Source organism: Actinomadura harenae (assembly GCF_003696215.1).
Taxonomy (GTDB): Bacteria; Actinomycetota; Actinomycetes; order Streptosporangiales; family Streptosporangiaceae; genus Spirillospora; species Spirillospora harenae.
This window is the reverse complement of record NZ_RFFG01000025.1, coordinates 44,549-70,623: the sequence shown is the minus strand read 5'-3', so window position 1 is coordinate 70,623 and position 26,075 is coordinate 44,549. Positions and strand designations below refer to the sequence as shown.

Sequence of the window (26,075 nt, the reverse complement as noted above, 5' to 3'; positions counted from 1 at the left end):
TCGGGGTGAGCTGCGGGGTGAGCTGCATGTGCACGATACACACGATATGTACAATGCACAAAGCATGCGCCGTGCACGCCACGAAGGTGCGGCCCGATCCCGTGTGGTAGGGATGGAGCCAGCCGGGACCCCGCCCATGGAAGGACGCCGAGAACGCCATGCAGAAGCCGACGGACCTGGTCGAGTACGAGACCATGCTGCTCGGCCGCCACCGCCCGATGCTCTCGTCCGGCCCCGAGTCGGAGATCGGCGGCCTGGAGCGCGCCGCCTACATCGTGCTCAGCCGCGTCCGGATCGAGGGGCCGATGACGATCCGGCGGCTCAGCGAGGCCTTCGGGCTCGACCAGTCCACCCTCAACCGGCAGACGTCCGCGCTCGTCAAGGCCGGCCTGCTGGAGCGGATCCCCGACCCGGACGGCGGCATCGCCCGCAAGTTCCGCCTCACCACCGAGGGCGCGCACCGCCTCGACGAGTGCCGCGACGAGATCGTCCAGGGACTCGACAAGGTCATGGCCGACTGGTCCGCCGAGGACGTCGCCGCCTTCGCGACCTTCCTCAAGCGCTTCAACACCGACATCGAACGCCTCTCCGGACGCCCCTGGCCACGCCCCTGACCACGGTCCTGACCACCGGATCTCCGCCGGAAACGCGTCGAGGCGCCCTCCACTGACGGAGGACGCCTCGTCGGGGAGCCAGCGAGGGGACTTGAACCCCTAACCCTCGGTTTACAAGACCGATGCTCTGCCAATTGAGCCACGCTGGCGAGTACGTCCGCATCGTAGTCGAACCCGCGGGCCCGCGCTTCCCCGCTCACGCCGCCCCGGCGCGCCCGTCCGGACGCGCCGCGGCGGAGCGGATCAGTACCGGGTACCGACCGGCGGCGGGACCTCGGCCAGTTCGGCGAGGTCGGCGTCCGTCAGGACCAGGTCGGCGGCCCCGCAGTTCTCCTCCAGCCGGGACACCCGCTTGGTGCCGGGGATCGGCACGACATGGGCGCCCTGGGCCAGCGTCCAGGCGATCGCGACCTGGCCGGGCGTCGCGCCGTGCCGGTCGGCGACCGCGCGGACCCGGTCCACGATCGCCAGGTTCGCCTTCAGCGCCTCGTCGGCGAAACGCGGCAGCCGGTGCCGGAAGTCGTCCTCGGCGAGGTCCGCCGCCGACGTGAACGTGCCGGTCAGGAAGCCGCGGCCGAGCGGCGAGTAGGGGACGAACCCGACGCCGTTCTCGGCCGTCCAGGCCACGACCTCGTCGTCCCGCGTCCACAGCGACAACTCGTTCTGGACGGCCGCGACCGGGTGGATCGCGTGCGCCGCCGCGACCTGCTCGGGCCGCACGTCCGAGATTCCGAGATTCCGGACCAGGCCCTGCCCGACCAGTTCGGCGAGCGCGCCCCAGCTCTCCTCGAGCGGAACGTCCTCGTCCACCCGGTGCAGGTAGTAGAGGTCGATGTGGTCGGTGCCGAGGCGGCGCAGCGACTCCCGGACGGCGGCCCGGATGTGCTCCGGACTGCCGTCCCGGTACATCGCCCGGTTGTCCTCGCCCTCCGGGATCCGCAGCCCCACCTTGGTGGCGAGGACGACCTCGTCCCGGCGGCCCCGCAGCGCCCGTCCGACCAGCTCCTCGTTGGTGAACGGGCCGTACACGTCGGAGGTGTCGATCAGCGTCGCGCCGAGCTCGACCGCCCGGTGGATCACCCGGACCGACTCGGCGTCGTCCCGTTCCCCCGCGGTGTAGGCGAAGGTCATCCCCATGCAGCCGAGGCCGACGGCGCCGACCGACAGTCCACCGATACCGCGCTTGTCCATGAAAACCTCCGGTTCCGTCCGTGATGCCGGAAGCGACGTTACCCAGGACGCGCGGGCGGAACCGTTCAGGGCGCTCAGCTCAGGACGCGCGACTCAGGACACTCGGTTCAGGACGCGCGGCGGCGCGACACCTCGTAGAGCGCGACCCCGGCCGCGACGCCCGCGTTCAGCGACTCGGCCTGACCCGGCATCGGGATCGTGACGAGCTGGTCGCAGGTCTCCGCGACCAGCCGGCCGATGCCCTTGCCCTCCGAGCCCACGACCAGCACGAACGGGCCGTCCGCGATCTCCATGTCGCCGACCGGGACGGTGCCCTCGGCGTCCAGCCCGGCGACGAAGCAGCCCGCCTTCTGGTACGCCTTCAGCTGCCGGGCGAGGTTGGTCGTCTGCGCGACGGGGATGGTCGCGAGCGTCCCCGCGGAGGTCTTCCACGCGCCCGCCGTGACCCCGGCCGCGCGCCGCTCCGGCACCACCACGCCGGACGCCCCGAACGCGGCGGCGCTGCGGACGATCGCGCCGAGGTTGCGCGGGTCGGTGATCCCGTCCAGCGCGACGATCAGCGGGCGGGTGCCGCGGAGCAGGTCGTCCGGGTGCGCGTACCGGTACGGCTTGACCTGGAGCGCGATCCCCTGGTGGACGGCCCCGTCGGTGAGCCGGTCGAGCTCGCCGCGCCCGGCCTCGAGCAGCGGGATGTTCCGGTCGGCGGCGATCTGGATCGCCTCCCGGATCCGCTCGTCCCGCGCCTCGGTCACGTACAGCGCCGCCCCCGGGACCTTGGCGCGCAGCGCCTCGACCACCGGGTTGCGGCCGGTGACCAGCTCCGGCGTCTCGCCGGTCGCGCGGCGCGCCCCGGCCGGACGTCCCGAGGACGGGCCGCCCGTCTTGGCCGCCTCGGCGGCCGTCTTCCGCGCGGCCCGCGCCCCGCCCGGGCCGAGCGTCTCGGTCCCGGTGCGGCGGGAGCTCTTGACGGCCCGCGCCTTCTGGCGCTTGCCGTGCCAGTGCCGGTTCTCGGCCTTCGGGGTCGGGCCCTTGCCCTTGCGCTTCGGCATGATCGTTTACGCCCTTCGCGACGGTTAGCGGCTTGCGGAATGCACGCCCTCGTGGCGTCGGGCGGCGCAGATCGCGGACGCGGCGGGGATTTCCGCGCGCGCCCTCAAACCTCTGATTTTAGGTGCCGTCCGCCCCTGCCCACGCCACAGGCCGGACGGCAGAGCCCGGGCGACCGGGCGACGGCGCCCCGATCACCTGACGTCCGGCCCCTGGAGAGGCCGTCGCCAGGGCCGAAGGACCGACGCTCAAAGCCCGGAGAGGCTGGTCGTCAGGCCCCGGAGAGGCAGGTGATCAGAGCCGGGAAAGGACGAGGTCAGGGCCTGGGACGATCGTCCGGCGCGTCCAGGCGAGCGGTGGGCCGGGCGAGGTGCGCCTCGATGACGGTGAGGCGCACCTCGGTCCGGTCGGACGTCAGTCGCGTTTGAGGTCCCAGCGGGGGCCGTGGGGGGTGTCCTCGACGAGGACGCCGGCCTCGGTGAGCCGGTCGCGGATCGCGTCGGCGGCGGTGAAGTCCTTGCGCTTGCGCGCCTCCTGCCGCTGCTCGAGGGCCACCTTGATCAGGGCCTCCACCACCGGGGTCAGGTCGTCGCCGGCCGTGGCGTCCCACTGGTCCGACAGCGGGTCGAGGCCGAGCACGCCGGTCATCGCCCGGACCGCGGCCAGGTGCCGCCGGACCGCGTCCTTGTCCTCGGCGGCGAGCGCGTTGTTGCCCTCGCGGACGGTCTCGTGCACCACCGCGAGCGCCTGCGGGATGCTCAGGTCGTCGTCCATGGCCTGGACGAACGCGTCCGGCAGCGGCCCGGGCTCGCCCGCCCCGGCGACCTCGGCGGCGCGCCGCGCGAACCCCTCGATGCGGTGGTAGGCGGCGACGGCCTCGGCGAGCGCGGCGTCGCTGTAGTCCATCAGCGACCGGTAGTGCGCGGACGCCAGGTAGTACCGCACCTCGACGGGACGCGCCCGGTCGAGCAGGCCGGGCAGCAGCACGACGTTGCCGATGGACTTGCTCATCTTCTCGCCGTCCACGGTGAGCAGCCCGTTGTGCATCCAGTAGCGCGCGAACCCGTCGCCCGCCGCCTTGGACTGGGCGACCTCGTTCTCGTGGTGCGGGAAGATCAGGTCGACGCCGCCGCCGTGGATGTCGAACGTCGCGCCGAGGTACATCGTCGCCATCGCCGAGCACTCCAGGTGCCAGCCCGGACGGCCGTCGCCCCAGGGCGTCTCCCACGCGGGCTCGCCCGGCTTGGCGCCCTTCCAGAGCGCGAAGTCGCGGTAGTCGCGCTTGGCGTCCTCGTTCGTGGCGTCCTCGGGCGTGCGCATGTTCTCGAGCCGCTGGTTCGACAGCTCGCCGTAGTGCTCGGCCCAGGAGTTCACGTCGAAGTACACGTCGCCCCCGGACGCGTACGCGTGCCCGGCCTCGATCAGCCGCCGCATCAGCTTGATCATCTCCGGGACGTGCCCGGTGGCGCGCGGCTCGATCGTCGGCGGCAGGCAGCCGAGCAGGTCGTAGCCCCGGCCGAAGATCCGCTGGTTGCCCTCGGCGACCGCGAACCACGGCGTGCCGGTCCTCGCCGACACGTCGATGATCTTGTCGTCGATGTCGGTGACGTTCCGGACGAAGGTCACCTCGTAGCCCGACTCCCGCAGCCAGCGCAGCAGCACGTCGTAGATGACGCCCGAGCGCAGGTGGCCGATGTGCGGAGCGGCCTGCGGCGTCGCACCACACACGTACATCCCCACGCGACCCTCTCGGAGGGGCTCGAACGTGCGGACGGTACGGGTGCTGGTGTCGTAAAGGCGCAGGCTCACGCCCCAAGGTTATTGGATCGTCCGGGACGTGGCAGGCCTCCGGCGCCCTTTCTCCGCCACTTCTGGGCCGAATCCCGCCCGGCGAACGCGCACGGTCTGGGCCTCGTCACCGGACGCCCCAAGTACGTCACCGAACGGCCCACGAACATCACGGAACGTTCCAGAGCCCGCTCCCCGCACCCCCGGGAGCCCCACCGCCGAACGCCCGCACCCACCGCCGAACGCCCGCACCCACCGCCGAACGCCCGCACCCACCGCCGAACACCCGAGCCGTCAACGGACGGCCCGCGAGGCCCGTGAACGGACGGAGCGGGGGCCTGTGAACGGACGGAACGGGGGCCTGTGAGCGGACGGAGCGGGGGCCGTGAACGGACGGGGCGGGAGGCCCGTCAGCGGACGAGGGCGGGAGGCGTGTCAGCGGACGGGGCGGTCGCGGGCCACGGCGACGCGCGCGCAGAGCTCCACGAGCGCCACCGCGTTGGGCGTGTGGGCGGCGAGCGCGATCAGCTCCTGGACGCCGCCTGCCGCGTCCACCCGGACCAGGCCGTTCGCCATGCTCACGTCGCGGATCGCGGGCCACGGCACCAGCCGGTCGTCCTTGGCGATCCCGTCCGGGCCGATCTCGAACGCCCCGAGGCGGGCCGTCCCGCCGCTCCGCACCGTCGCCGCCAGCCGCGGGACGACACGGGCCGTGACCTCCGCGACGACGACGTCGCCGAGCCGCCGCACGTCCGGCAGCCGGTCGTCCATCGGCAGATCGCGGCCGCCCTCGGCGGTCACGGTGAAGCGCCACCGCGTCCGTCCCCGCTGCCCGCTGCGGACGCCGGCGACGGTCACGGCGGACAGGTCGTCCCAGCGGTAGGCCACCGCCCGTCCCGTCCCGGCGTAGACCAGGCCGCCTCCGAACAGGTAGACGACGGGCCGATGCTCCCGCAACCCCGCGCGCACGAGGATCCGCACCCCGACTGCCAGGTAGGCAATGCCGACGGACGCCGCGAGCACTCCGATCCAGAAACGTCCCGCCCGGAGGTACAGGACGGACGCGGGGGCGAGCACGAGAACGGCGAGTCCGAGCAGCACCAGCCAGGCGACCGCGCGGCGGCGGCCGATCCGGGCGTCGAACACCCGGACCGGCACACCGAGGCCGTGGGAGGCCGCTCGGTCCAGCACCGGACGAGGGAATGGCACAAAGTACCGATTACCCCACCGGGATCGAAGAAAATCACCACCGCACGCCATTTCCCCCTCACCGCCCCGCCGCACCCCCGTCGCCCCGCCTCGGGGCCGGCGGCCGGGGCGGCCGGATCAGGTGGCGGTGCGGGCCCAGGTCCAGGCGTATTCGGGGTCCTCGCAGCGGCGCGCGGCCGGCCCGAGGTCCAGCGGACGGAACGTGTCGATCATGACGGCCAGTTCGGTGGAACGGTCGTGTCCCTGCTTCACCGCGTCGATCACCGCCTCCACCGCGCCCGGCTGCGGCCCGTGCGTGAACCCGGCCGGATGCAGCGAGATCGAGCCGACCCCGATGCCCGAACCCCTCCGCGCCGTGTAGTCGCCGCCGACGTAGAACATCATCTCGTCCGAGTCCACGTTGTGGTGGTTGTACGGAATCGGCACGGCCTCCTCATGGAAGTCCAGCGGACGCGGACAGAACGAGCAGATCACGAAGTTCGGCCCCTCGAACGTCTGGTGGACGGGAGGCGGCGCGTGGGTCCGCTTCACGATGGGCTCGAAGTCGTGGATGTTGAACACGTACGGGTACAGGTAGCCGTCCCAGCCGACCACGTCGAACGGATGGTTCAGGTACGTCAGCCTGGACAGTCCCCCGCGCGTGCGCACGATGACCGGTACCTCGCCGCCCTCCATCTGCAAGGGCTCGGCGGGGGCACGCAGGTCGCGCTCGCTGTAGGGCGCGTGCTCCAGGAACTGCCCGAACTGCGACAGATACCTCTTGGGCGGACGGACATGGCCGCTCGCCTCGATCACGAGTGCCCGGACCGTCTCACCGTCCTGGGGCACCCATCGGTGGATCGTCCCGGTCGGGATCACCACGTAGTCGCCCTCACCGACGTCCAGCGCGCCGTACGTCGACTCGAACCTCGCCCGGCCCGTCTGGACGTAGACGACCTCCGCGCCCACCGAGTTCCGGTACAACTCGCTGGGTCCGCCGGACGAGGCCACGAACGACATCCGCACGTCCTGGTTGCCGAACAGGACCTGCCGTCCGAGCACCAGATCCCCGCCGACCGGAAGATCCTGGGTGCGGTAGCCGCGCGGCTGGAGCGGATGATTCGGGGCGAGCCCCTCCGCCACGGCCGTGTCGTCCAGCCCCTCACTCTTGATGATCGCCGTCGGCGCGTACCGGTGATACAGCAGGCTGGAATCGGAGGAGAACCCCTCCTCGCCCATCAGCTCTTCGGCGTAGAGACCGCCGTCCGGACGGCGGAACTGCACGTGACGCTTGCGTGGAACCTCACCCACGACCCGGTAGTACGGCATTACTGCCTCCAGTAGGGGACGTCATCGTCACCAACACCGTACGTCCCGACCCGTTTCGGACGCAGCACACCCGGTCCCCGCGTGCCGCACACGTCCTGGTTAGTGTGGGCCCGCCCGTCCCCTCCCCCGGAACCGCGAGCCGTAATGCCGCCCGAAACACCCCCGTCCCGCCTGCCGCGCCGCCTCCTCACCTTCTGCGCCGCCCTCCTGGTGACCCTGCTGACCACGGCCGCATGCGCCCTGACCTGGGACGTCCTGCGCACCCTGGCCGAGGCGGGCCGCATCTCCGCCAGCTGGTCGGCCGTCTACCCGGCCGCCGCCGACGCCCTCCTCGTCCTCACCCTCCTCTCCCTGCTGGCGTCCCGCCACGCCCGCTGGTGGACCCGCGCCCTCCGCTGGACGCTCCTGCTCCTCCTCCTGGCCGGCCTCTCCTGGATCACCGTCCAGCACGCCGTCTGGGGCTACACCTCACTCCCCGCCAAGCCCCTCCGCGCCACCGTCGCCGTGGCCCCGCACGCCATGCTCCTCATCGGTGTCTGGCTGTGGCTGACCACCCTCCGCCTACTCCGCACCCCCACCCCGCCACACCCAAGCCCCACCCCTCCCGAACCCCCACCGGCCCTCGCCCACGAATCCCCTTTGGAACACCTCTTCCCACCGCCCCCAACCGCCGCCACTCACCCAGAACCCCCCACACCCCAAGAGCCCCAGCACACGCCACCACCACCCCCACCCCCGTCCTTCGAGCCCTACCCCACGACCGCCCTCTCCTCCGAACCCGAACTCCGCCCCACCCCGAACACCCCCAAGGCCGCCCCGACCCCCGAGGAAACGCCCCTCCCCAGGGACGTCCCTTCCCCTGAGCACACTCCACACCCCCAACCCACTGACGAAACCGAGGCCGCCACCCACCCGTCTCCCAAAGACGAGCCGCTTCCTGCGCCGCCCCCAGCGGACACCCCCTCGGCCGACGTTCAGGACGACTCGGACGACGCTGAAGCGGCCAGCACCCCGCCCTGGGACCCGAACCCGCCGTCCGGCACGCTCCGCAGCTCCCCCACACCCCCTGCCGACTGATCGACCCACCAGGGCGCTTGGCCTGGGTGCAGGGCGGCTGGAAGGCCGTGTCCGCGCTGGGCGCCGTCCTCTCGGGAGGAACCTCCGGCTCTGGACCCCCGACAGGGACAACGGCGCGCTCGGCGGGCGGCGGAGGGCCGGCGACTCGTCCGGGTGGTCCGGAAATGGCCGGATGGAGGCGGGGGCGCACGGGTACCTCTTCGGGCATGGGTCAACTGTTCGCTGGGTTCGTGGACGACGCGGCGCTGTTTCCACCGGCGCGGGAGTCGTTGGAGAAGGCACTGCCCGCGTATAGGAACGCTGTCGGGGACCCGGTGATCGGACGGTTCCTCTGCCCGTCGTCGCGCGTCGCGGAGTTGCGGACGCTGCTGCTCGCGGACGACCTTCTCGACCTCGGGGTGATCGCGGACACGGGCGTGGACGCTCTGCCCAAGGTCTTGGAGGACGTGGCGTCCGAGCCCCGGCTGCGGTTGCGCGGCATCGAGGTCGCGCTGCCGGAGGAGCCCGACGCGGCGCGGGCCGCGACGGTCACGATCGCGGCACTGGCCGCGGAGGTCCCGGCGTTCCTGGAGGTGCGGCGGGCCACCGGTTGGCATGTGGTGGTCGACGGGATCGCCGCCGCGCGGGAGTCCGGGGCGCAGGTCGGCGCGAAGCTCCGGACGGGTGGAGTGACGGCCGACGCGTTCCCGTCGGCCGACGAGGTCGCGGTGTTCGTGGGGGCGTGCGTCGAGCGGCGACTCCCCTTCAAGTGCACGGCCGGACTGCACCATGCCGTGCGGCACACGGATCCGGAGACCGGGTTCGTCCACCACGGGTTTCTGAACATCCTGCTGGCCACGGCGCATGGCGGAAGCGTCGAGGACATGCTCTCCACCGATCCGATCGCCCTCGCCTCGCGCGTGCGAGCCCTGACCGATGAGCAACGCGAGACGGCTCGGCGACTGTTCACCGGCTTCGGCTCCTGCGACATCGACTCCCCACGCTCCGACCTCACCGAGCTCGGCCTCCTGTGAGGGCGTCCTCCACAGGCGAGGTCCCGGCGCAGCCCGACGGACCGCGGCAGCCGCAGCGGCCTCCGCGTCGTGCTCGCGGTGACGGCGGTGTTGTACGTGTGGGGCTGGGCGCCTCGGAAGAGTGAGCAATGCCCACCGCCCCATGGGGCCGGCGACCATCCCTCGGACGCCTCCCAGCGGACGCAGACGCCCCGAACGTCGTCCCGCGATGGCCAAGGCCACGCAAGGCCCGTCGCCTCCGGCACGCGGCGGGGCGAGAACCCGGACGTGCCATGAGCAGGCACGGCCGCCACGAGCGGCCCTCCCGAACGCAAGCGGTACGACCGCCAGCGGGTGTAGTCGGTACGGATGGCTGGAGTCGTGCGTGGATGGCACCTGTGGACAGGGGGTGGGAGCGACTGGTCGGGGCGGGCAGGGGTGTGTGCGCTGGGACGGGTGTGGGAGGAGGGGTGAGGCAGGGCGAAGGTTGGTGGAGCGAGGGGCTTGGTTGGTCTTGGTCGGCGGGGAAGGATGGTGCGCATGACTTGGGTTGAGGTCGACGCGGACAGCGGCTTTGGCATCGAGAATCTGCCGTACGGGGTGTTCCGGCGGGACGGAGCGGACGCGCGGGTCGGGGTCGCGATCGGGGATCGGGTGCTGGACCTGGCCGGACTGGCCGGGGCAGGGCTGGTCGAGGATCGCGGCTGGTTCGCGTCCGGGGCACTGAACGGGTTCATGACAGCGGGACGGGCCGCCTGGACGGCGAACCGGGCCCGCCTGCGCGAGTTGCTCACGGACCCGGCGCACCGGGAGGCGGTCTCGCCGCACTTGGTGCCGGTCGCGGACGCCGAGATGCTGCGTCCGTTCGAGGTCGCCGACTACGTCGACTTCTACTCGTCCGAGCACCACGCGACGAACGTCGGAAAGATCTTCCGGCCGCAGGGCGAGCCGCTCATGCCGAACTGGAAGCACCTCCCGGTCGGCTATCACGGACGGGCCGGAACGGTGTACGCGTCCGGGACGCCGATCGTGCGGCCCTGCGGGCAGCGCAAGGTCGTCCCGACCGACGCCGCGCCGTCCTACGGGCCGTGCCTGAAGCTCGACATCGAGGCCGAGGTCGGGTTCGTCGCCGGGGTCCCGTCCACGGCCGGACGGCCCGTCACGCCGCGCGCGTTCCGTGATCACATCTTCGGGTTCATGCTGGTCAACGACTGGAGCGCGCGGGACGTCCAGGCGTGGGAGGCACTGCCGCTCGGGCCGTTCCTCAGCAAGTCGTTCGCGACGTCGGTCTCGCCCTGGGTGGTTCCCGTCGCGGCCCTGGAGGCGGCGCGGGTCGCCCCGCCCGTCCAGGACCCGGCGCCGCTGCCCTATCTGCGCGCCGACGAGCCGTGGGGCCTCGACCTGCGGCTGGAGATCCTGATCAACGGACGGCCCGTCTCCCGACCGCGGTTCGAGGGGATGTACTGGACGCCGCCGCAGCAGCTCGCGCACGCGACGGTGAACGGCGCGCCGCTGCGCACCGGGGACCTGTTCGCCTCCGGGACCGTCTCGGGCCCCGCCAAGGACGAGCGCGGCTGCCTGCTGGAGCTGACCTGGAACGGCACGGAGCCGCTGGAGCTTCCGGACGGCACGAAGCGCACGTTCCTCGAGGACGGCGACACCGTCACCATCCGCGCGACCGCGCCGGGCGCGAACGGCGCCACGATCGATCTCGGCGAGGTGACCGGCACCATCCGCCCCGCCCACTGCTGAACGTCTCATGCCATCGAGTCTGCGCCGCTGGACCACGGCAGCGGAAAGTTACCCACAGGTTGTGGATAACCTCCGCGGATGCGACTCGAACGCCTTCACGCGCTGGGCGGGCGCGCTGAGTCGCACCCGCCCAGTGCGCTGCCGGCGACCTCACCCAAGCGACCACTGAAGGCTTGCGGGCATGGCACGCCACACGCTCCCCACCAGCACTCACGGCACAAAAAGCACAGCGCGTGGCGTGAGAGCGCGGAGGTGCTGGGCGCGACGCGAGGGCGCCGGGCACGACTCGTCCAGGCAGGTACGCGGCGGGCAGCACGCGGACGCCTGGGACGAGGGGCCTAGGGCAGGCGCGTGGGGGGGCGGGGTGGGTTAGTTGACGGGCTTGGGGTAGACGAGGGCGTTGGCCAGGGCGGCCAGGCCTTCGCCTCGACCGGTCAGGCCCAGGCCGTCGGTGGTGGTGGCGGAGACGCTGACGGGGGCGCCGCTCAGGGCTTCCGAGAGGGTCTTGGCGGCCTCGTCTCGGCGTTTGCCGATCTTGGGGCGGTTGCCGATGACCTGGACGGCGACGTTGCCGATGAGCCAGCCCGCCTCGTCCACCAGGCGGGCGGTCTCGCGCAGCAGCGTCACACCGGACGCGCCGGACCAGCGAGGGTCGGACGTGCCGAAGACCTTGCCGAGGTCGCCGAGGGAACAGGCGGACAGCAGCGCGTCGCAGATGGCGTGCGCGGCCACGTCGCCGTCGGAGTGACCGGCGAGGCCGGGGCCCTCGCCGGGCCATTCGAGCCCCGCCACCCAGAGGGGACGGTCGTGGGAAGCGAACGGGTGGACGTCGGTTCCGACGCCCACCCGTGGAAGCTGATGAGTCACCTGATCAGCTGGCCAGCACCTCGTCGAGGAGGGCCTCCGCCTTGTCCTCGTTGGTCTTCTCCGCGAGCGCGAGCTCGCTGACCAGGATCTGCCGGGCCTTGGCGAGCATGCGCTTCTCGCCCGCCGAGAGCCCGCGCTCCTTGTCGCGACGCCAGAGATCGCGCACGACCTCGGCGACCTTGTTGACGTCACCGGAGGCGAGCTTCTCCAGGTTGGCCTTGTAGCGGCGCGACCAGTTGGTGGGCTCCTCGGTGTAGGGTGCGCGCAGCACCTCGAACACCTTCTCCAGGCCCTCCTGACCGACGACGTCGCGCACGCCGACGTCCTCGACGTTCTCGACCGGAACCTGAACCGTCAGGTCGCCCTTGTCGACCTTCAGGACCAGGTAGGTCCTTTCCTCACCCTTGATGGTGCGAGTCTCGATGGCCTCGATCCGAGCAGCCCCATGGTGGGGGTAGACGACGGTGTCGCCGACCTGGAAAGTCATGTGACAAGTACCCCTTCCGCTAGAACCAGGGTAGCACGGACCTCGGGGTGACCGCACCGACGTTCGCGACAAATCCGCAGGTCAACCCCCTAATTGGGACCTTGACAAAGCGCCTTGATAGTGCCGTCCAGTCACGTTTACCGGGTCGGACGGAGGTTTCGCCACGCCCGGGCCCGACAGGGCATCACCCCTTGTCACCGCACGTCCGGGCATGATCACGAAAAGGTCTCGAAGGCACGGTCCGGCCATTTCACGGTGTTCTGCCGCCGACCCCTGTCAGGTCGCGCACCGCGGCCCATACTGGGAGGTGAACATGCCGGGCGGCGCGGGTACAAAGCGATCGATAAAGATCGAAAGGGATGGAACAGGCAGGGGCGTTCCGGCGAACAGGGGTAGACAGGACAGGTCAGGAGAGGTGCGGTGTGAGGCCAGACGGCGATCCCGAGCATGACGACCACGGACTCCCCCACGTCGATGTCGTGGTGCCCGACGACGCCCGCGAGCTGGACCGCGACGTCATCGCCTACCACCGTGAACAGCGCCAGCTCCGGCGCCGTGCCCGCTACCGCCGCCTCGCCGGTCCGTTCGCCCGGTTCGGCGTGGCCATTCCGATCATCACCGGCGCGCTACTGATCGCGCTGGTCAGCGGGCTGCTGATGACCGCGCTCGGCACCCGTCCGGAACCGCGGCCGACCCACGTCGCGCTCGCCCCGCACCCGTCCGCGCCCGAAGGGCAGAAGGGCGGCTACCTTCCCACCGGGGACGTCACCCAGCCGCCGGCCAAGGACCGGACGAGCCTGCGCGACCTGCGGCCCGGGGTGATCGCGATCGTCTCGCCCAAGTGCTCCTGCTCGGCCGTGGTCGCCGATCTCGCCAAGCGCACCCAGGACCTCCGCTTCAAGATGTGGCTCGTCGCCGACCGGCGCGGGTCCACGGCGTCCGGCAACGAGACGATCAAGTCCCTGCGCGCGCTCGCGGGCACCGCGCACGACGGCGACCCGATCGTCCTGGACGATCTGACCGGCGTCCTGGCCAAGGACTACGCGAACCAGAACGGGCATCCCGCCATCGGCCTCACCGCCGTGTTCGTCGGCAACGACGGCGTCGTCTCGGACGTCCGCCCGTCCGCGCAGGCGGGGCCCGAGCTGACCGACCTGATCAAGGCCGCCGCCCCGGACGGCGGCCACTAGACAAGGCCGACGACGGCCACCGGACGACCTCGGCGTCCGGTGGGGGCTCGGCGGTCCCGCGCGAAATGGCGCATCCCCGTGAACGGGACCCCGGATCTGTATCACGCCCTCGGGATCGCTAGGCTGCCTTCGGCGTTCGGCCCGCCGAACCCCCCATCCGCTTCAAACCCCTTTCCCGAGGAGATCGTCGCCGTGATCCGAAACAGCCGTCGAGTGGTCGCGCTCGCCTTCGCGGGCGCCGTCGCCATGGCGCCGGTGCTCTCCGGCTGCGGCGCCGGCGAGGAGCCTCAGACCGCGGCGCCGACGCAGCTCACCGAGGGCGTGAACGCCTGGGTGCCCAAGACCGACGCGGCCAAGCCGCAGGTCAGCATCCGGAACATGTTCCTGCTCGGCCCCGAGCCGGCCAAGGCGCTGCCCGCCGGGTCGTCCGTCCCGCTGTACGCGACGCTGATCAACGAGGTGCCCGGACGCGCCGACCGGCTCGTCTCGGTCAGCGCGCCCGAGTTCGGCCAGGCCAAGATCGCCGCCAACGGCGTGGCGCTGCCCGCGGCGAAGGAGAAGGGCATGGGCACCGCGGTGTCCCTGCTCGGCGCGGCCACGGCGGGTCACACGACCCCCGCGGCGGGCCACGGAACCCCGTCGGGCGCCCCGACCAAGCCGGTCACCACGAAGTCGGGCAAGCCCGGCACCGGCACGACGACCGGGACCCCGAGCACCCCCGCGTCCGGCGCCCCGAGCGGGCACCCGTCGGGGACGCCGAGCGAGCAGCCGTCCGGAGCGCCGAGCACGTCCGCCACGGGGACTCCGAGCGGCGCGCCGTCCACCTCCGCGACCGGTGAGACCACCCCGGCCACCGGCGCCAAGGGCCCCCTGGTCGTCCTGACCCAGGCGAGCAAGCAGCTCCTCGGCGGCGAGTCGATCAAGGTCACGCTGCAGTTCGAGCAGGCGGGCTCGATCACGCTCTCCATCCCGGTCATCCCGCAGCAGAACGAGTTCAGCACCTACGTCGCGGTCAGCCCGGGGACGCCGTTCACCCCGGTCCCGACGGCGTCCCCCAGCGGCAGCGGTGAGGCGACGACCCCGGCCGGTGGGTCGAGCAGCCCGGGCACCGGGCCGTCCGGCTCGGCCGACCCGACCGCGTCCGGCGAGCCCGAGGGCACCCAGACCCCCGCCGCCTGACCCCGGAACCAACCGAAACGGCCCGCGCCGCGTCCTCAGGACGCAGCCGGGCCGTTTTTCCATGTCCGGGAAAGGAAAAGGCCGCAGGCGGATGCCTACGGCCTTGGATCCCTGGCGGTTAGGGCTCGAACTTGTAGCCGAGGCCGCGGACGGTGACGATGTGCCGCGGGGTGGACGGGGCGTCCTCGATCTTGGCGCGGAGGCGCTTGATGTGGACGTCGAGGGTCTTGGTGTCGCCGACGTAGTCGGCGCCCCAGACGCGGTCGATGAGCTGCATGCGGGTCAGGACGCGTCCCGCGTTGCGGAGCAGGACCTCGAGGAGCTCGAACTCCTTGAGGGGCAGCTGGACCGAGCCGCTGTTGACGCTCACGACGTGGCGTTCGACGTCCATGCGGACGGGGCCGGCCTCCAGGACGGCGGGGGCGAGCTCCTCGCCCGCGTCGCCCTGGCGGCGCAGGACGGCGCGCATGCGGGCGATCAGCTCGCGGGTCGAGAAGGGCTTGGTGACGTAGTCGTCCGCGCCCAGCTCCAGGCCGACGACCTTGTCGACCTCGCTGTCCTTGGCGGTGAGCATGATGACCGGGACGTTGGACTTGGCGCGCAGCTCGCGGCACACCTCGGTGCCGGGCAGGCCCGGCAGCATCAGGTCGAGCAGGACGAGGTCGGCGCCGTTGCGCTCGAAGATGTCCAGCGCGTCCGGGCCGGTGGCCGCGACGGCGACCTCGAAACCCTCCTTGCGCAGGGTGTACGACAGGGCGTCACTGAAGGACTCCTCGTCCTCCACGACGAGCACACGGGTCACGGTGTTGCCTCCCGGGCGGTTCTGGGCCTGAGCGCGGATCTCATCGCGTCCGGTCCTCGGGGGTCGGGTGGGATGGAGTGAGGCCGAGGGCGACCGACAGGGCGCCCGCGTCCGGACGTGGCGTGTCCGGGCCGCGGCCCGCGTCGCCGGGGTCGCCGGGGACGTCACTGGGGGTCTCGGTGCCGGCGGAGACCGGCGGGGCGGAGGGGTTCAGCAGCGGCAGGCGGAGGGTGAACGTCGAGCCGGACCCCTCCTTGCTCCAGACCGTGACCTCGCCGCCGTGCTTGCTGGTGACGTGCTTGACGATGGCCAGGCCGAGCCCGGTGCCGCCGGTCTGCCGGGACCGCGCGGGGTCCACCCGGTAGAACCGCTCGAAGATCCGTTCCAGGTCGCCGTCGGGGATGCCGATGCCCTGGTCGGTGACGGTGATCTCGACGTTCTGGTCGTCGGTCTGCCGGGTCGCGACCACCACGCGGGTGTTCTCGGGGCTGTAGGCGACGGCGTTGTCGATCAGGTTGCGCAGCGCGGTGACCAGCAGTTCCTCGTCGCCGCGCACCCGGAAGCCGTGCCGTCCGCCGGCGATCAGCTCGATGTTCTTGGACCCCGCGCGGATCTGCGAGCGGTCGAGCGACTCGTCGATCACCGTGTCGAGCTCGACGGGGTGCAGGTCGTCCAGCGGTTCCTCGCCCTGGATGCGGGAGAGGGTCATGAGGTCCTGGACGAGGTTGGTGAGGCGGACCGACTCGTGCTGCATCCGCCCGGCGAACCGGCGGACGGCCTCGGGGTCGTCGGCCGCGGCGTCCACGGTCTCGGCGAGCAGCGACAGCGCGCCGACCGGGGTCTTCAGCTCGTGGCTGACGTTGGCGACGAAGTCGCGGCGGATGGCCTCGACGCGGCGCATCTCGGTGAGGTCCTCGGCGAGGACGAGCACCAGGCCGTGCGAGCCCAGCGGCGCGACCCGGACCGCGAACCAGCGGCCCTCGGCGCGCGAGCGCGACCGGGACGGCCCGACCTGGATCTCGGTCTCCCGGATCTCCCCGTCGCGCCGGGCGAGCCGGGCCATCGCGAGCAACTCGTCCACGACCAGCCGGTCATCACTGACCAGCCCGAACGCGCGGGCGGCCGAGCTGGCGCGCACCACCCGGTCCTCGGCGTCCACGACGACCGCCGACGATCTCAGGACGCTCAGCACCGACGCTATCCCCGGCGGCAGCCCACCCTGGGGCTGCGCCGGGGGCACGGTCCGCTGGGCACGCTCGCTCACCCGTACCGCCAATCCCGTCGCGAGTCCGATCGCGAGCCCGGCGAGCCCGGTCAGACCTGCGACAACCTCGACCTCCACATCTTGGATCGTAGGTGGCGAACGAGGCCGCCCCACACCATGGGGGTGCCGCCGCGTGAGCCGTTAGCCCAATGTTCACCTCTTCATCCGTATGGGTTCACACCGATCGGGCAGGGTGTGGCGTGGGCGAGTACGCCCCGCGCCTCGGACCGTCCGGGGGACGGGACCCGTGCGCGGCACCCGGCGGAGACCCGCTCCGGGACTCCGCGCAGACGCCCGAGACACCCGAGCGGGCGGCGCCACCGCCCCCTGCACGACCCGGCCGGACCCCCGCGGGCCCGGCCCTCCCCGAAACCCGAGGATCTTCAATTGCGTGACGTCTACCACGAGGAACTCGACTCCCTCGCCGACAAGCTGGTCGAGATGACCCGCCTGGTCCGGTCGGCGATGTCCCGCGCGGTGACCGCGCTGCTGGACTCCGACCTCCGGCTGGCCGAGGAGGTCATCACCGCCGACGAGCGGATCAACAAGATCGACGCGGACATCGAGGAGACGGTGTTCGACCTGATGGCCCGGCAGCAGCCGGTCGCCGGCGACCTGCGCACCCTGGTCACCACGCTGCGGATGAGCAGCGACCTGGAGCGCATGGGCGACCTGGCCGCGCACATCGCCAAGACGGCCCGCCGCCGGCACCCGGAGTCGGCCGTCCCGCCGGAGCTCCAGTCCACGGTGCTGGAGATGGGCCAGGTCGCCGAGCGCATGATCGCCAAGGCGGGCTCGGTGATCGCGTCCCGGGACGTCGAGATGGGCCTGGAGCTCGACGCCGACGACGACGCCATGGACCGGCTGCATCGCCGCCTGTTCGACCTGCTGCTCTCCCCCAAGTGGAAGCACGGCGTCGAGCCCGCGGTCGACATCACCCTGGCCGGACGGTACTTCGAGCGGTTCGCCGACCACGCCGTCCACGTCGCGGAGAACGTCGTCTACCTGGTCACGGGGCAGCGTCCCCAGGAGATCATCGACGCCGGCTGACGGATCCGCCGGTCCCCGGGTGGGGTCCGGCGTGAAGAAGCCCGCCGCGTCCTCTTGCAGGATGCGGCGGGCTTCGACGTTCTCCGGCTACTTCTTCTTGTTCGCGCCCTGGTTCTTGTTCTTGTTCGCGCCCTGGTTCTTGACGGCCTCGATGGCGGCCTTGGCGGCGGCCGGGTCGAGGTACTCGCCGCCGCGCTTCAGCGGGGCGAAGTCGTCGTCGAGCTCGTACACCAGCGGGATGCCGGTGGGGATGTTCAGGCCGACGATGTCCTCGTCGGAGACGCCGTCCAGGTGCTTGACCAGGGCGCGCAGCGAGTTGCCGTGGGCGGTGACCATGACGGTGCCGCCGTTCGCCAGGTCCGGGACGATCGCGTCGTACCAGTAGGGCAGCAGGCGGTCCACGACGTCCGCGAGGCACTCGGTGCGCGGGATCAACTCGGACGGCAGGGACGCGTACCGCAGGTCGTTGACCTGGGACAGCGGGTCGTCGTCCTTGATCGGCGGCGGCGGGGTGTCGTACGAGCGGCGCCAGACCATGAACTGGTCCTCGCCGTACTCGTCGCGCGTCTGGGCCTTGTTCTTGCCCTGGAGCGCGCCGTAGTGGCGCTCGTTGAGCCGCCAGGACCGGCGGACCGGGATCCACAGCAGGTCCGCGACGTCCAGCGCGATGTTCGCCGTGCGGATGGCCCGCTTCAGCAGTGAGGTGTGCACCACGTCAGGGGTGATGTCGGCGTCGAGCAGCAGGTCGCCGCCGCGCGTCGCCTCGCTCTCGCCCTTGGCGGAGAGGTCCACGTCCACCCAGCCGGTGAACAGGTTCTCCGCGTTCCACACACTCTCGCCGTGCCGCAGCAAAACCAGGGTCGCCATGGCATCAGAGCCTAGCGGGCCTCTCCGGGCGGTCCGTCCGCGAGGCCGGAGGCCGGAGGCCCGCAGGTCAGGCGCTCCGCGGCCGCCGGAAGATCAACGGTCGGCGGCCATCGGCGGGCACGGCCCGCCCGGGTCGGCGGGCACGGTGCGGGTGCGGGTGGGGTCAGCGGTTGGCGGGGTCGGCGAAGGACGCGAAGGCGCGCAGGTTCGCCAGGGACTCGCCTCGCTTGACCCGCCAGTCCCACTCCTTCTGGATGGAGGTCTTGAAGCCGCGTTCCAGGGCCTTGTCGAAGTTCTCGTCCGAGTAGGTGAGGACGCAGCCGAGGAGCCGGTCGATCTCGTCCGCGGTGACCGAGTGGAGCGGGAGGCGGCCGACGATGTAGACGTCGCCGGTCTCGTCCAGCGCGAACGACATGCCGTACATGCGGCCGTTGCGCTCGAGGAGGAACCGGTAGAAGTCGGCGTGGTTCTCGTCCGGCTGGCGGCAGAAGAACGCCTCGACGTGCAGGCTGTGGTCGCCGACGATCAGCCACGTCATGGTGGCGAGCTTGTGCTGGCCGGGCAGCTTCACGAAGAACGCGCCCTCGCGCGGGACGCTGTACTCCAGCTCGGAGGACCGGAGCGCCTCCTCGATCACCGTGACCGGGTCGTCCCCCGGGGTCGGGTCGTCCGCCGGGGTCGGCTGCTCGCCGTGGCTCAACGGGCCATCTCCTTCACCATCGCCTCGCGGGTCGTCGCACCGGTATACACCTCGAGCAGGCGGTCCACGGTCGCGTCCCAGCCGAACGCCTGCGCGTGCCGGACCGCGCCGCGCGCGAGCCGGAGGTGGGTGCCGGGCTCGGCGTACAGGCGGCGCAGGACGGACGCGTAGTCGGCGGGGTCGTGCCCGTCGATCAGGACGCCGGACTCGCCGTTCTTCACGGCGGTCTGCAATCCGCCGACGGCGGCGGCCACGACGGGCGTCCCGCACGCCTGCGACTCGACCGCGACCAGCCCGAACGACTCGTTGTGGGACGGCACGACCGTGACGTCCGCGGCCCGGTACCACTCGGCGAGCTCGCGCTGCGGACAGGGCGGCTCGAACCGGACGACGTCGGCGATCCCGAGCTCGGCGGCGAGCCGCTGGAGGCCCTCGGGACGGGACCGTCCGGACCCGGAAGGCCCGCCGACGACCGCGACGACGATCTTGGAGCGCAGCGCCGGTTCCTGGTGGAGCATGAGCGCGACGGCGCGAAGCAGCACGTCGGGGGCCTTGAGCGGCTGGATCCGGCCGACGAACAGCAGGACGAAGGCGTCCCGGGGCAGGCCGAGGCGGCGGCGCGCGGGCCCGGTGCGGTGCGGGAGCAGGCCGGTGCCGCGGGCGATCACGGGCGACTCGGGGCGGAACAGGGACAGGTCCACGCCGGGGCTGACGGTCGCGATGCGGGACGGGTCGGCGGCGTAGAGACCGGCGAGTTCGCGGGTCTCCTTCGCGGTGTTGGCGACGAGGTGGTCGGCGGTGTCGACGATCTGCTGCTCGCCGTTCACGCGGAGGGCGGGCTCGGGGGCGTCCCCGGCGGCGAGGGCGGCGTTCTTGACCTTGGCCATGGTGTGCATGGAATGGACGAGCGGGACGCCCCAGCGGCGCTTGGCGGCCCATCCGGCCTGGCCGGAAAGCCAGTAATGGGTGTGAATCAGATCATAGTGACCGGGGTCGTAGGCGGCCTCCGCGCGCAGGACGCCGGATGTGAACGTACAGAGGTGGCGGGGCAGCTCACCCTTGTCCAGCTCCTCGAACGGCCCGGCGACGACGTTGCGGACGAGGACGCCGGGGGCCAGCTCGGTGACGGGCGGCAGGGCCCGGGAGGTCGCGCGGGTGAAGACGTCGACCTCGACACCCCGCTCCGCCAGCCGTTTCGCGGTCTCGACGACGTAGACGTTCATGCCGCCCGCGTCGCCCGTGCCCGGTTGATCCAGGGGCGAAGTATGCAGGCTGATCGTCGCAACTCGGTTGATACGACCCGACACCGGACACCACCTCCGGTAGTGCAACCTATCCACCGGTTCGACTGTTCCCGCCTCGGGAGACGAGTCTTCCCGCGGCCGGTCAGGGCCCTCCCCGCCCCGGAAAGCGGTTCCTCGCGCGTGCCCGGGAAGGGCGTTTCCTTCCGCCCCGAGGGGGTTCGCGGCCTCCGGGGGTGCCCCTGTGGCCTGCGTTCCCGGGGTGGTCTGGGAAGCTGTGCGGCATGCGTAAAACGGCGGTGGTGACCGGAGCGAGCAGCGGGATCGGAGCGGCCACGGCGCGGCGTCTGGCCGCCGAGGGGTTCAACGTCGTGGCGGCCGCGCGCCGCCGCGACCGGCTGGAGGCCCTCGTCGCGGAGATCGCCGAGGAGGTGCCGGGCGCGGGCAAGGTCGTCCCGATCACCCTGGACGTGACCTCGCAGGAGTCGGTGGACGCGCTGGCGGGCGCGCTCGACTCCTGCCACGTCCTGGTGAACAACGCGGGCGGCGCGGTCGGCCTGGAGTCGGTCGCGGACTCCGACCCGGCCGACTGGCAGGCGATGTACGACACGAACGTCCTCGGCCTGCTGCGGGTGACCAAGGCGCTGCTGCCGAAGATGATCGCGTCCGGGGCCGGGCACGTGGTGAACATCACCTCGCTCGCCGCGCACGTCGCGTACGAGGGCGGCGCCGGCTACAACGCCGCCAAGTACGCCGCCTACGCGGTGAACGAGGTCATGCGGCTGGAGCTCGTGGACCAGCCGGTGCGGATCACCGAGATCGCTCCCGGCCTGGTCAAGACCGAGGAGTTCAGCCTCGTCCGGTTCCGCGGCGACACCGAGCGCGCCGAGAAGCCCTACCAGGGCGTGCCGGAACCGCTGGTCGCCGCGGACATCGCCGACTGCGTCGCCTGGGCCGTCACGCGCCCGGCGCACGTCAACATCGACCGCATCGACGTCCAGCCGCGCGTCCAGGCCGCCCCGTACAAGCTCCACCGCGAGGCCTGACCCCGCGGCCCCTCCCGGAAGCCCGACCCTGGTGCGTCACGGCGCCTCGCCCGGGTCAGCGGGTGGGGGCGACCGCTGACCAGGGGAGGGTGAGCTCGCCCAGGCGCCAGCGGCCTCTTCCGCCGTGGGGAGGGGTCGCGCAGATCGGGTGGGTCGCCGCGAGGTGCTCGACGGCCGTGGTCCAGCGGGCGCGCGCGCCGAAGACCGACTGCGGCGCGGCGATGGCCCACGCGCGGTCGAAGTCGGCGAGCAGGGTGTGGACGGCCTCGCCCTCGACGTTCCGGTGGATCAGGGTCTTGGGCAGCCGGGGCGCGAGGTCGGACGGCCGGTCGAGGGACGGCAGGTGCGCGGCGAACGTGATCGTCCGGGGGCCGGTGCGGTCGAGCGTCACCCAGACGGCGCGGCGGCCGACCTCGTCGCAGGTGCCCTCGATCAGCACGCCGGACGGGTCGAGCCGTGCGGTCAGGTCGTCCCAGGCCCGCCAGGCGGCGTCCTCGTCGTACTGCCGGAGGACGTTGAACGCGCGGACGAGCGTCGGCGGACGGTCGACGGGCAGCTCGAACCCGCCGCGCCGGAACGAGAGCCCCGGATACCGCGCCTGGACGGCCCGGCCAGCGGCGACGCGGTCGGGCTCGATCTCGATGCCGACGACCTCGACCGCGGGCGCGACGGCGCGCAGGCGCGTGTAGAGCTCGATCGTGGTGATCGGGGTCGCGCCGTAGCCGAGGTCGACGGCGAGCGGGCGCGGCGCCGCGCGCAGCAGGCGTCCCTGGGTGGCGGCCGTCCACCGGTCCGCTCGGCGGAGCCGGTTGGGGTTCGTCGTCCCCCGGGTCACCTCCCCCTGGGGTCTGGTCGCGCGTGCCACGCCGTCGATTGTCGCCGCCCGAAAGACCGAATTGGATTCTGCTTCCGTAAGTGTTCGGTTACGGTGATCTCCCGTCCGTGCGCGCCCGAGGGAGCCCGTGATGCCCGATTCCGCCCAGGCCCGAGCGAACGAGCCCGAGCGTCGGGCGGGTAGGGAGGGGGATGTGGGAGAGCCCTCGCCGGAGGAGCAGCTCGAGTTGGTCGCGCTGCTCGAAGGGATCGCGGAGGCGGTGCCTGAGCGTGAGTGCCTGGTCTGGCACGACGCGGACGGGCGGCACGCGCGGACGTGGCGGAGCATGGTCGAGCGGAGCCGGCGGCTCGCGCGGGTGCTGCGGGGGAAGGGGCTCGGACGGCACGTCCGGGAGACGGAACCCTGGGAGTCCTCACACGATCATCTCGCTCTCTGTCTGCACAACGGCCCCGAGTACCTGGAGGGCCTGGTCGGCGCGCACATGGCCCGCGTCGCGCCGTTCAACGTCAACTACCGCTACACCGGCGACGAGCTGGCGCGGCTCTTCGAGGACGCCCGCCCGAGCGCGGTGATCTACCACGCCCGGTACGCCCCGCGAATCATTGAAGTCCTCGAACGCACCGGCCTCCAACCTCTGCTCCTTCCTGTGGACGACGAGTCCGGCACCGCCCAGCCGCCCAACGCGCGCGCATACGAGGACGCCCTAGAGGACGCGTCGGACGCCCCCCTGAACGTCGCCCCCTCCCCTGCTGACCTGCACATCCTCTACACAGGCGGGACGACGGGGCTGCCCAAGGGCGTGCTGTGGCGGATCGGCGACCTCATGCTCGGCCCGCTCGGCATGCGGCGGCGCGACCACACCGCGATCACCGACCTGGACGAGGCGGTCGCGCGGGCCGTCCGGTCGACGGCGAGGGTGCTGGTCGGGCCGCCGCTGATGCACGGCGCCGGGACATGGTCGGCGCTCGGCGGCTGGTGCGGGGGCGCGTGCGTGGTGTTCCCGGCGCGCGTGGACGGCCTGGACGCGGCCGACCTGCTGGCCGTCGCCGAGCGCGAGCGGATCACCAGGCTTCCGCTGGTGGGCGACGCGTTCGCGCGTCCGATCGTCGCGGAGCTGGAACGCCGCGAGCACGCCCTGGACGGGCTGCGGACGCTGCTGAACTCGGCCGCCGGGATCAGTCCGGGCGTGAAGAGGCGCCTGCTGGAGCTGCTTCCCGGCGCGCGGATCGTCGACGTCCTCGGGTCGTCCGAGACGGGGTTCCAGGTGACCCGGCAGGGCGCGGACGACCGGCCGTTCGCGATCTCGCCCGGCGCGGTCGTGCTGAGCGCCGACCGGTCCCGCGCGCTCGCGCCCGGTGAGGACGAGCTGGGCTGGCTCGCCAAGGGCGGAACGATCCCGCTCGGCTACCTGAACGACCCGGTCAAGACCGCCGAGACGTTCGTGACCGTGGACGGGGCGCGCGTCGTGGTCGCCGGAGACCGTGCCCGGATCCTCCCGGACGGCACCGTCCACGTGCACGGACGCGAGGCGACCACGATCAACACCGGCGGCGAGAAGGTGTTCGCCGAGGAGGTCGAGACCGTCTTGCGGGGCCTGCCCGGGGTCGCGGACGCGCTGGTCGTCGGCCGTCCGAGCGAGCGCTGGGGCACCGAGATCGTCGCGGTCGTGCGTCCCGCCGCGAACAACACCGCCACGAGCGGCACCGCCTTGGACGGCACCGTCTCGGACAGCACCGCCCCGAACAGCACCGCCGCGCACGGCGTCCCCACGGACGCGGACCTGCGGGAGGGCTGCGCCGCCCGCCTCGCCCGGTACAAGATCCCCAAGGCGTTCGTCCGGACGGACGCGTCGCTCCGGCTGCCCAACGGCAAGGCCGACTACGCGGCGGCCCGGATCCTGCTCGGCCGGGGTCTTCCGTCCGGCCGTGCGGCGGGTGATGCTGGCGGAATGCCGGATCTCAACGCGCTGCTCGCCGACATGGCCGACGAGGGCGCGTCCCTCGACGCGCTCGTCGCGCCCCTCGACGCCGCCGCGTGGGCCACGCCCACGCCCGCCGAGGGCTGGACCGTCGCCCACCAGATCGCGCACCTGACCTGGACGGAGGAGGCGGCCCTGCGCTCCGCCACCGATCCCCGCGCGTTCCTCGCGAACCTGCCCCGGATCGAGGACGTGGACCTCGCCGCCGCCGACGGCGCGCGGCTCGACCCCGCCGAGCTGCTGGACCGCTGGCGCAAGGGCCTGGCGGAGCTGGGCGCGGCGCTCGCCGCGCTGCCGCCCGGGACGCGGCTGCCGTGGTTCGGCCCGCCGATGGCGGCCGGGTCCATGGCGACGGCGCGGATCATGGAGACCTGGGCGCACGGCGAGGACGTCGCGGAGGCCCTCGGCGTGACCCGCGCGCCCACGCGCCGGCTGCGGCACGTCGCGCACATCGCCGTCCGCGCGCGCGACTTCGCCTTCCACAACCGCGGCCTGGCCCCGCCCGCGAAGGAGTTCCGCGTCGAGATCATCCCGCCGGACGGCGGCGACCTTTGGACGTGGGGACCGGCGGACGCCGCGCAGCGCGTGACCGGCCCGGCGCTCGACTTCGCCCTGCTGGCGACCCGCCGCCGGAACCGGGCCGACGTGGCCGTCACCGCCGAGGGGGCCGACGCCGAGCGCTGGCTGGACGTCGTCCAGACGTTCGCCGGCCCGCCCGGCGAGGACCGCCCGCCCCGCGCCTGACCTCGGAGAACGGCCTCCACACAGGGGTGATCTTCGGCACCTTGGGTTGAAATCGGGCGATCAAGGGATAGGACTGAAGCATGACCATCCTGATCGCTTTCGACGGCTCCGAGGACGCGCGCACCGCCATCGAGTTCGCCGCCAAGACGCTCCGTCACGAACCCGTCGCCATCCTGACCGTCTGGGAGCCCCTGCTCAGCCAGATCAACTGGGCCCCGCTCGCCGCCGCCGGCGCGCTCGCCGTGGACCCCGACTCCGAGCAGTGGCCCGAGGAGGAGCAGGCCCGGCAGCTCGCGCTGGCCGGTGCGGAGATCGCCCGCAAGGCCGGGTTCGAGCAGGTCGAGGCGCGTTCCGCGCGGACGACCGGCCCGATCTGGGCGGGCATCGTGGACGTCGCGGAGGAGCTCGACGCCGACGTCATCGTCACCGGTTCGCGCGGTCTCGGCGGCGCCCGCTCGGTGATCCTCGGCAGCGTGTCCACGCGCGTGCTGCACAAGACCCACCGCGCCGTGCTGGTCGTCCCGCACGCCAAGAAGGAGGACTGACCCGCCGTTCCCGAACGATCCGCCCCCGTCGGGGCGGCGATGATGAGGCGGCCTCCGGCCGGCCGCGGGACTACCGGTTCCGGGACCGGTCGCGACCGCCTCCGGACGGGCGGGCGAAGAACGCGGCGAGCGCCCAGCCGACGCCGATGAGGGCGGCGCCGACCGAGGCGACGGGCGCGGTCAGGCCGCCGGAGATCGAGGCCACGAGGCCGACCGCGAGTCCGTAGATCACACTGGCGGCCGTCATCAGCCGGAAAGCGGCGCTTCTGTCCATACCAAGCATGTTCTGGCCCGGTACGCCC

Annotated in this window: 24 protein-coding genes and 1 tRNA gene; 10 read left to right on the top strand and 15 right to left on the bottom strand. The window is 72.3% G+C overall.

Translation table 11 applies throughout. The features are described from left to right. Positions 1-158: 158 nt before the first annotated feature. A complete protein-coding gene (locus EBO15_RS16250; RefSeq protein WP_122195236.1) occupies positions 159-614 on the top strand; it encodes a MarR family winged helix-turn-helix transcriptional regulator in 456 nt (151 codons plus the stop codon). Between the two features lie 76 nt (positions 615-690). Here EBO15_RS16250 and EBO15_RS16245 read toward each other — a convergent pair. From EBO15_RS16245 to EBO15_RS16220, 6 genes are all read right to left on the bottom strand, one after another. After that, positions 691-763, bottom strand: a tRNA-Thr gene (locus EBO15_RS16245). Positions 764-857: 94 nt separating this feature from the next. Beyond that, the gene (locus tag EBO15_RS16240) at positions 858-1,805 is read right to left on the bottom strand and encodes an aldo/keto reductase (protein ID WP_122195235.1); all 948 of its coding nucleotides are present in this window, start codon (positions 1,803-1,805) and stop codon (positions 858-860) included. A 107-nt stretch (positions 1,806-1,912) separates the two neighbouring features. Then, complete coding sequence (gene rlmB, locus EBO15_RS16235; protein ID WP_122195234.1) at positions 1,913-2,854, bottom strand: 23S rRNA (guanosine(2251)-2'-O)-methyltransferase RlmB; 942 nt, start codon at positions 2,852-2,854, stop codon at positions 1,913-1,915. 412 nt (positions 2,855-3,266) lie between these two features. Beyond that, positions 3,267-4,661 carry a cysteine--tRNA ligase gene (gene cysS / locus EBO15_RS16230; RefSeq protein ID WP_122195233.1) on the bottom strand — a complete coding sequence of 465 codons (1,395 nt, stop codon included), beginning with the start codon at positions 4,659-4,661 and terminating at the stop codon, positions 3,267-3,269. A 414-nt stretch (positions 4,662-5,075) separates the two neighbouring features. Then, a complete protein-coding gene (locus EBO15_RS16225) occupies positions 5,076-5,831 on the bottom strand; it encodes a DUF6585 family protein (protein ID WP_122195232.1) in 756 nt (251 codons plus the stop codon). A 135-nt stretch (positions 5,832-5,966) separates the two neighbouring features. Next, a complete protein-coding gene (locus EBO15_RS16220) occupies positions 5,967-7,157 on the bottom strand; it encodes a homogentisate 1,2-dioxygenase (RefSeq protein ID WP_122195231.1) in 1,191 nt (396 codons plus the stop codon). Between the two features lie 144 nt (positions 7,158-7,301). On the opposite strand from EBO15_RS16220, the gene EBO15_RS45305 reads away from it, so the two are divergent. From EBO15_RS45305 to fahA, 3 genes are all read left to right on the top strand, one after another. Then, positions 7,302-8,234 carry a hypothetical protein gene (locus EBO15_RS45305; protein ID WP_199744574.1) on the top strand — a complete coding sequence of 311 codons (933 nt, stop codon included), beginning with the start codon at positions 7,302-7,304 and terminating at the stop codon, positions 8,232-8,234. A gap of 206 nt (positions 8,235-8,440) precedes the next feature. Beyond that, a complete protein-coding gene (locus tag EBO15_RS16215; protein WP_147481515.1) occupies positions 8,441-9,247 on the top strand; it encodes a hypothetical protein in 807 nt (268 codons plus the stop codon). A gap of 519 nt (positions 9,248-9,766) precedes the next feature. Then, a complete protein-coding gene (gene fahA, locus EBO15_RS16210; protein ID WP_378238507.1) occupies positions 9,767-10,978 on the top strand; it encodes a fumarylacetoacetase in 1,212 nt (403 codons plus the stop codon). Between the two features lie 369 nt (positions 10,979-11,347). On the opposite strand, the gene ispF is transcribed toward fahA, so the two are convergent. Both ispF and EBO15_RS16200 read right to left on the bottom strand, forming a co-directional pair. Then, entirely contained in the window at positions 11,348-11,824 is a 477-nt protein-coding gene (gene ispF, locus EBO15_RS16205; RefSeq protein WP_199744573.1) for a 2-C-methyl-D-erythritol 2,4-cyclodiphosphate synthase, read from the bottom strand. Between the two features lie 25 nt (positions 11,825-11,849). Then, entirely contained in the window at positions 11,850-12,332 is a 483-nt protein-coding gene (locus EBO15_RS16200) for a CarD family transcriptional regulator (protein ID WP_026414839.1), read from the bottom strand. A gap of 422 nt (positions 12,333-12,754) precedes the next feature. Between EBO15_RS16200 and EBO15_RS16195 the strand changes: the two genes are divergently transcribed. Then, positions 12,755-13,522, top strand: a complete 768-nt coding sequence (locus EBO15_RS16195; protein WP_122195227.1) for a hypothetical protein — start codon at positions 12,755-12,757, stop codon at positions 13,520-13,522. 192 nt (positions 13,523-13,714) lie between these two features. Continuing rightward, complete coding sequence (locus EBO15_RS16190; protein ID WP_147481514.1) at positions 13,715-14,701, top strand: hypothetical protein; 987 nt, start codon at positions 13,715-13,717, stop codon at positions 14,699-14,701. A gap of 118 nt (positions 14,702-14,819) precedes the next feature. Here EBO15_RS16190 and EBO15_RS16185 read toward each other — a convergent pair whose 3' ends face one another. Beyond that, a complete protein-coding gene (locus EBO15_RS16185; RefSeq protein WP_026414836.1) occupies positions 14,820-15,503 on the bottom strand; it encodes a response regulator transcription factor in 684 nt (227 codons plus the stop codon). Between the two features lie 40 nt (positions 15,504-15,543). Continuing rightward, positions 15,544-16,845: a sensor histidine kinase gene (locus EBO15_RS16180; RefSeq protein WP_122195225.1), complete on the bottom strand. Its 1,302-nt coding sequence runs from the start codon at positions 16,843-16,845 to the stop codon at positions 15,544-15,546. Positions 16,846-17,154: 309 nt separating this feature from the next. Between EBO15_RS16180 and phoU the strand changes: the two genes are divergently transcribed. After that, complete coding sequence (gene phoU / locus EBO15_RS16175; protein WP_122195224.1) at positions 17,155-17,817, top strand: phosphate signaling complex protein PhoU; 663 nt, start codon at positions 17,155-17,157, stop codon at positions 17,815-17,817. Positions 17,818-17,904: 87 nt separating this feature from the next. Here the strand turns inward: phoU and EBO15_RS16170 are convergent, their stop codons facing one another. The 3 genes from EBO15_RS16170 to mshA all read right to left on the bottom strand — a co-directional run bounded on the left by EBO15_RS16170 (position 17,905) and on the right by mshA (position 20,691). Next, positions 17,905-18,684 carry a phosphoglyceromutase gene (locus tag EBO15_RS16170; RefSeq protein ID WP_122195223.1) on the bottom strand — a complete coding sequence of 260 codons (780 nt, stop codon included), beginning with the start codon at positions 18,682-18,684 and terminating at the stop codon, positions 17,905-17,907. Positions 18,685-18,847: 163 nt separating this feature from the next. Further along, positions 18,848-19,384: a type III secretion system chaperone family protein gene (locus EBO15_RS16165; RefSeq protein WP_378238512.1), complete on the bottom strand. Its 537-nt coding sequence runs from the start codon at positions 19,382-19,384 to the stop codon at positions 18,848-18,850. Then, the gene (gene mshA, locus EBO15_RS16160) at positions 19,381-20,691 is read right to left on the bottom strand and encodes a D-inositol-3-phosphate glycosyltransferase (RefSeq protein ID WP_122195222.1); all 1,311 of its coding nucleotides are present in this window, start codon (positions 20,689-20,691) and stop codon (positions 19,381-19,383) included. The genes EBO15_RS16165 and mshA overlap by 4 nt, the downstream gene beginning before the upstream one ends. 218 nt (positions 20,692-20,909) lie before the next feature. On the opposite strand from mshA, the gene EBO15_RS16155 reads away from it, so the two are divergent. Further along, the gene (locus EBO15_RS16155) at positions 20,910-21,671 is read left to right on the top strand and encodes an SDR family NAD(P)-dependent oxidoreductase (protein ID WP_122195221.1); all 762 of its coding nucleotides are present in this window, start codon (positions 20,910-20,912) and stop codon (positions 21,669-21,671) included. Between the two features lie 55 nt (positions 21,672-21,726). Here EBO15_RS16155 and EBO15_RS16150 read toward each other — a convergent pair whose 3' ends face one another. Continuing rightward, positions 21,727-22,536, bottom strand: a complete 810-nt coding sequence (locus tag EBO15_RS16150; protein ID WP_122195220.1) for a class I SAM-dependent methyltransferase — start codon at positions 22,534-22,536, stop codon at positions 21,727-21,729. A 163-nt stretch (positions 22,537-22,699) separates the two neighbouring features. On the opposite strand from EBO15_RS16150, the gene EBO15_RS47065 reads away from it, so the two are divergent. Both EBO15_RS47065 and EBO15_RS16140 read left to right on the top strand, forming a co-directional pair. Beyond that, complete coding sequence (locus EBO15_RS47065; protein ID WP_325051910.1) at positions 22,700-25,228, top strand: TIGR03084 family metal-binding protein; 2,529 nt, start codon at positions 22,700-22,702, stop codon at positions 25,226-25,228. A gap of 80 nt (positions 25,229-25,308) precedes the next feature. Then, positions 25,309-25,773: a universal stress protein gene (locus tag EBO15_RS16140; RefSeq protein WP_122195218.1), complete on the top strand. Its 465-nt coding sequence runs from the start codon at positions 25,309-25,311 to the stop codon at positions 25,771-25,773. Between the two features lie 70 nt (positions 25,774-25,843). Here the strand turns inward: EBO15_RS16140 and EBO15_RS16135 are convergent, their stop codons facing one another. After that, positions 25,844-26,047 carry a hypothetical protein gene (locus EBO15_RS16135; protein WP_122195217.1) on the bottom strand — a complete coding sequence of 68 codons (204 nt, stop codon included), beginning with the start codon at positions 26,045-26,047 and terminating at the stop codon, positions 25,844-25,846. Positions 26,048-26,075: the final 28 nt, after the last annotated feature.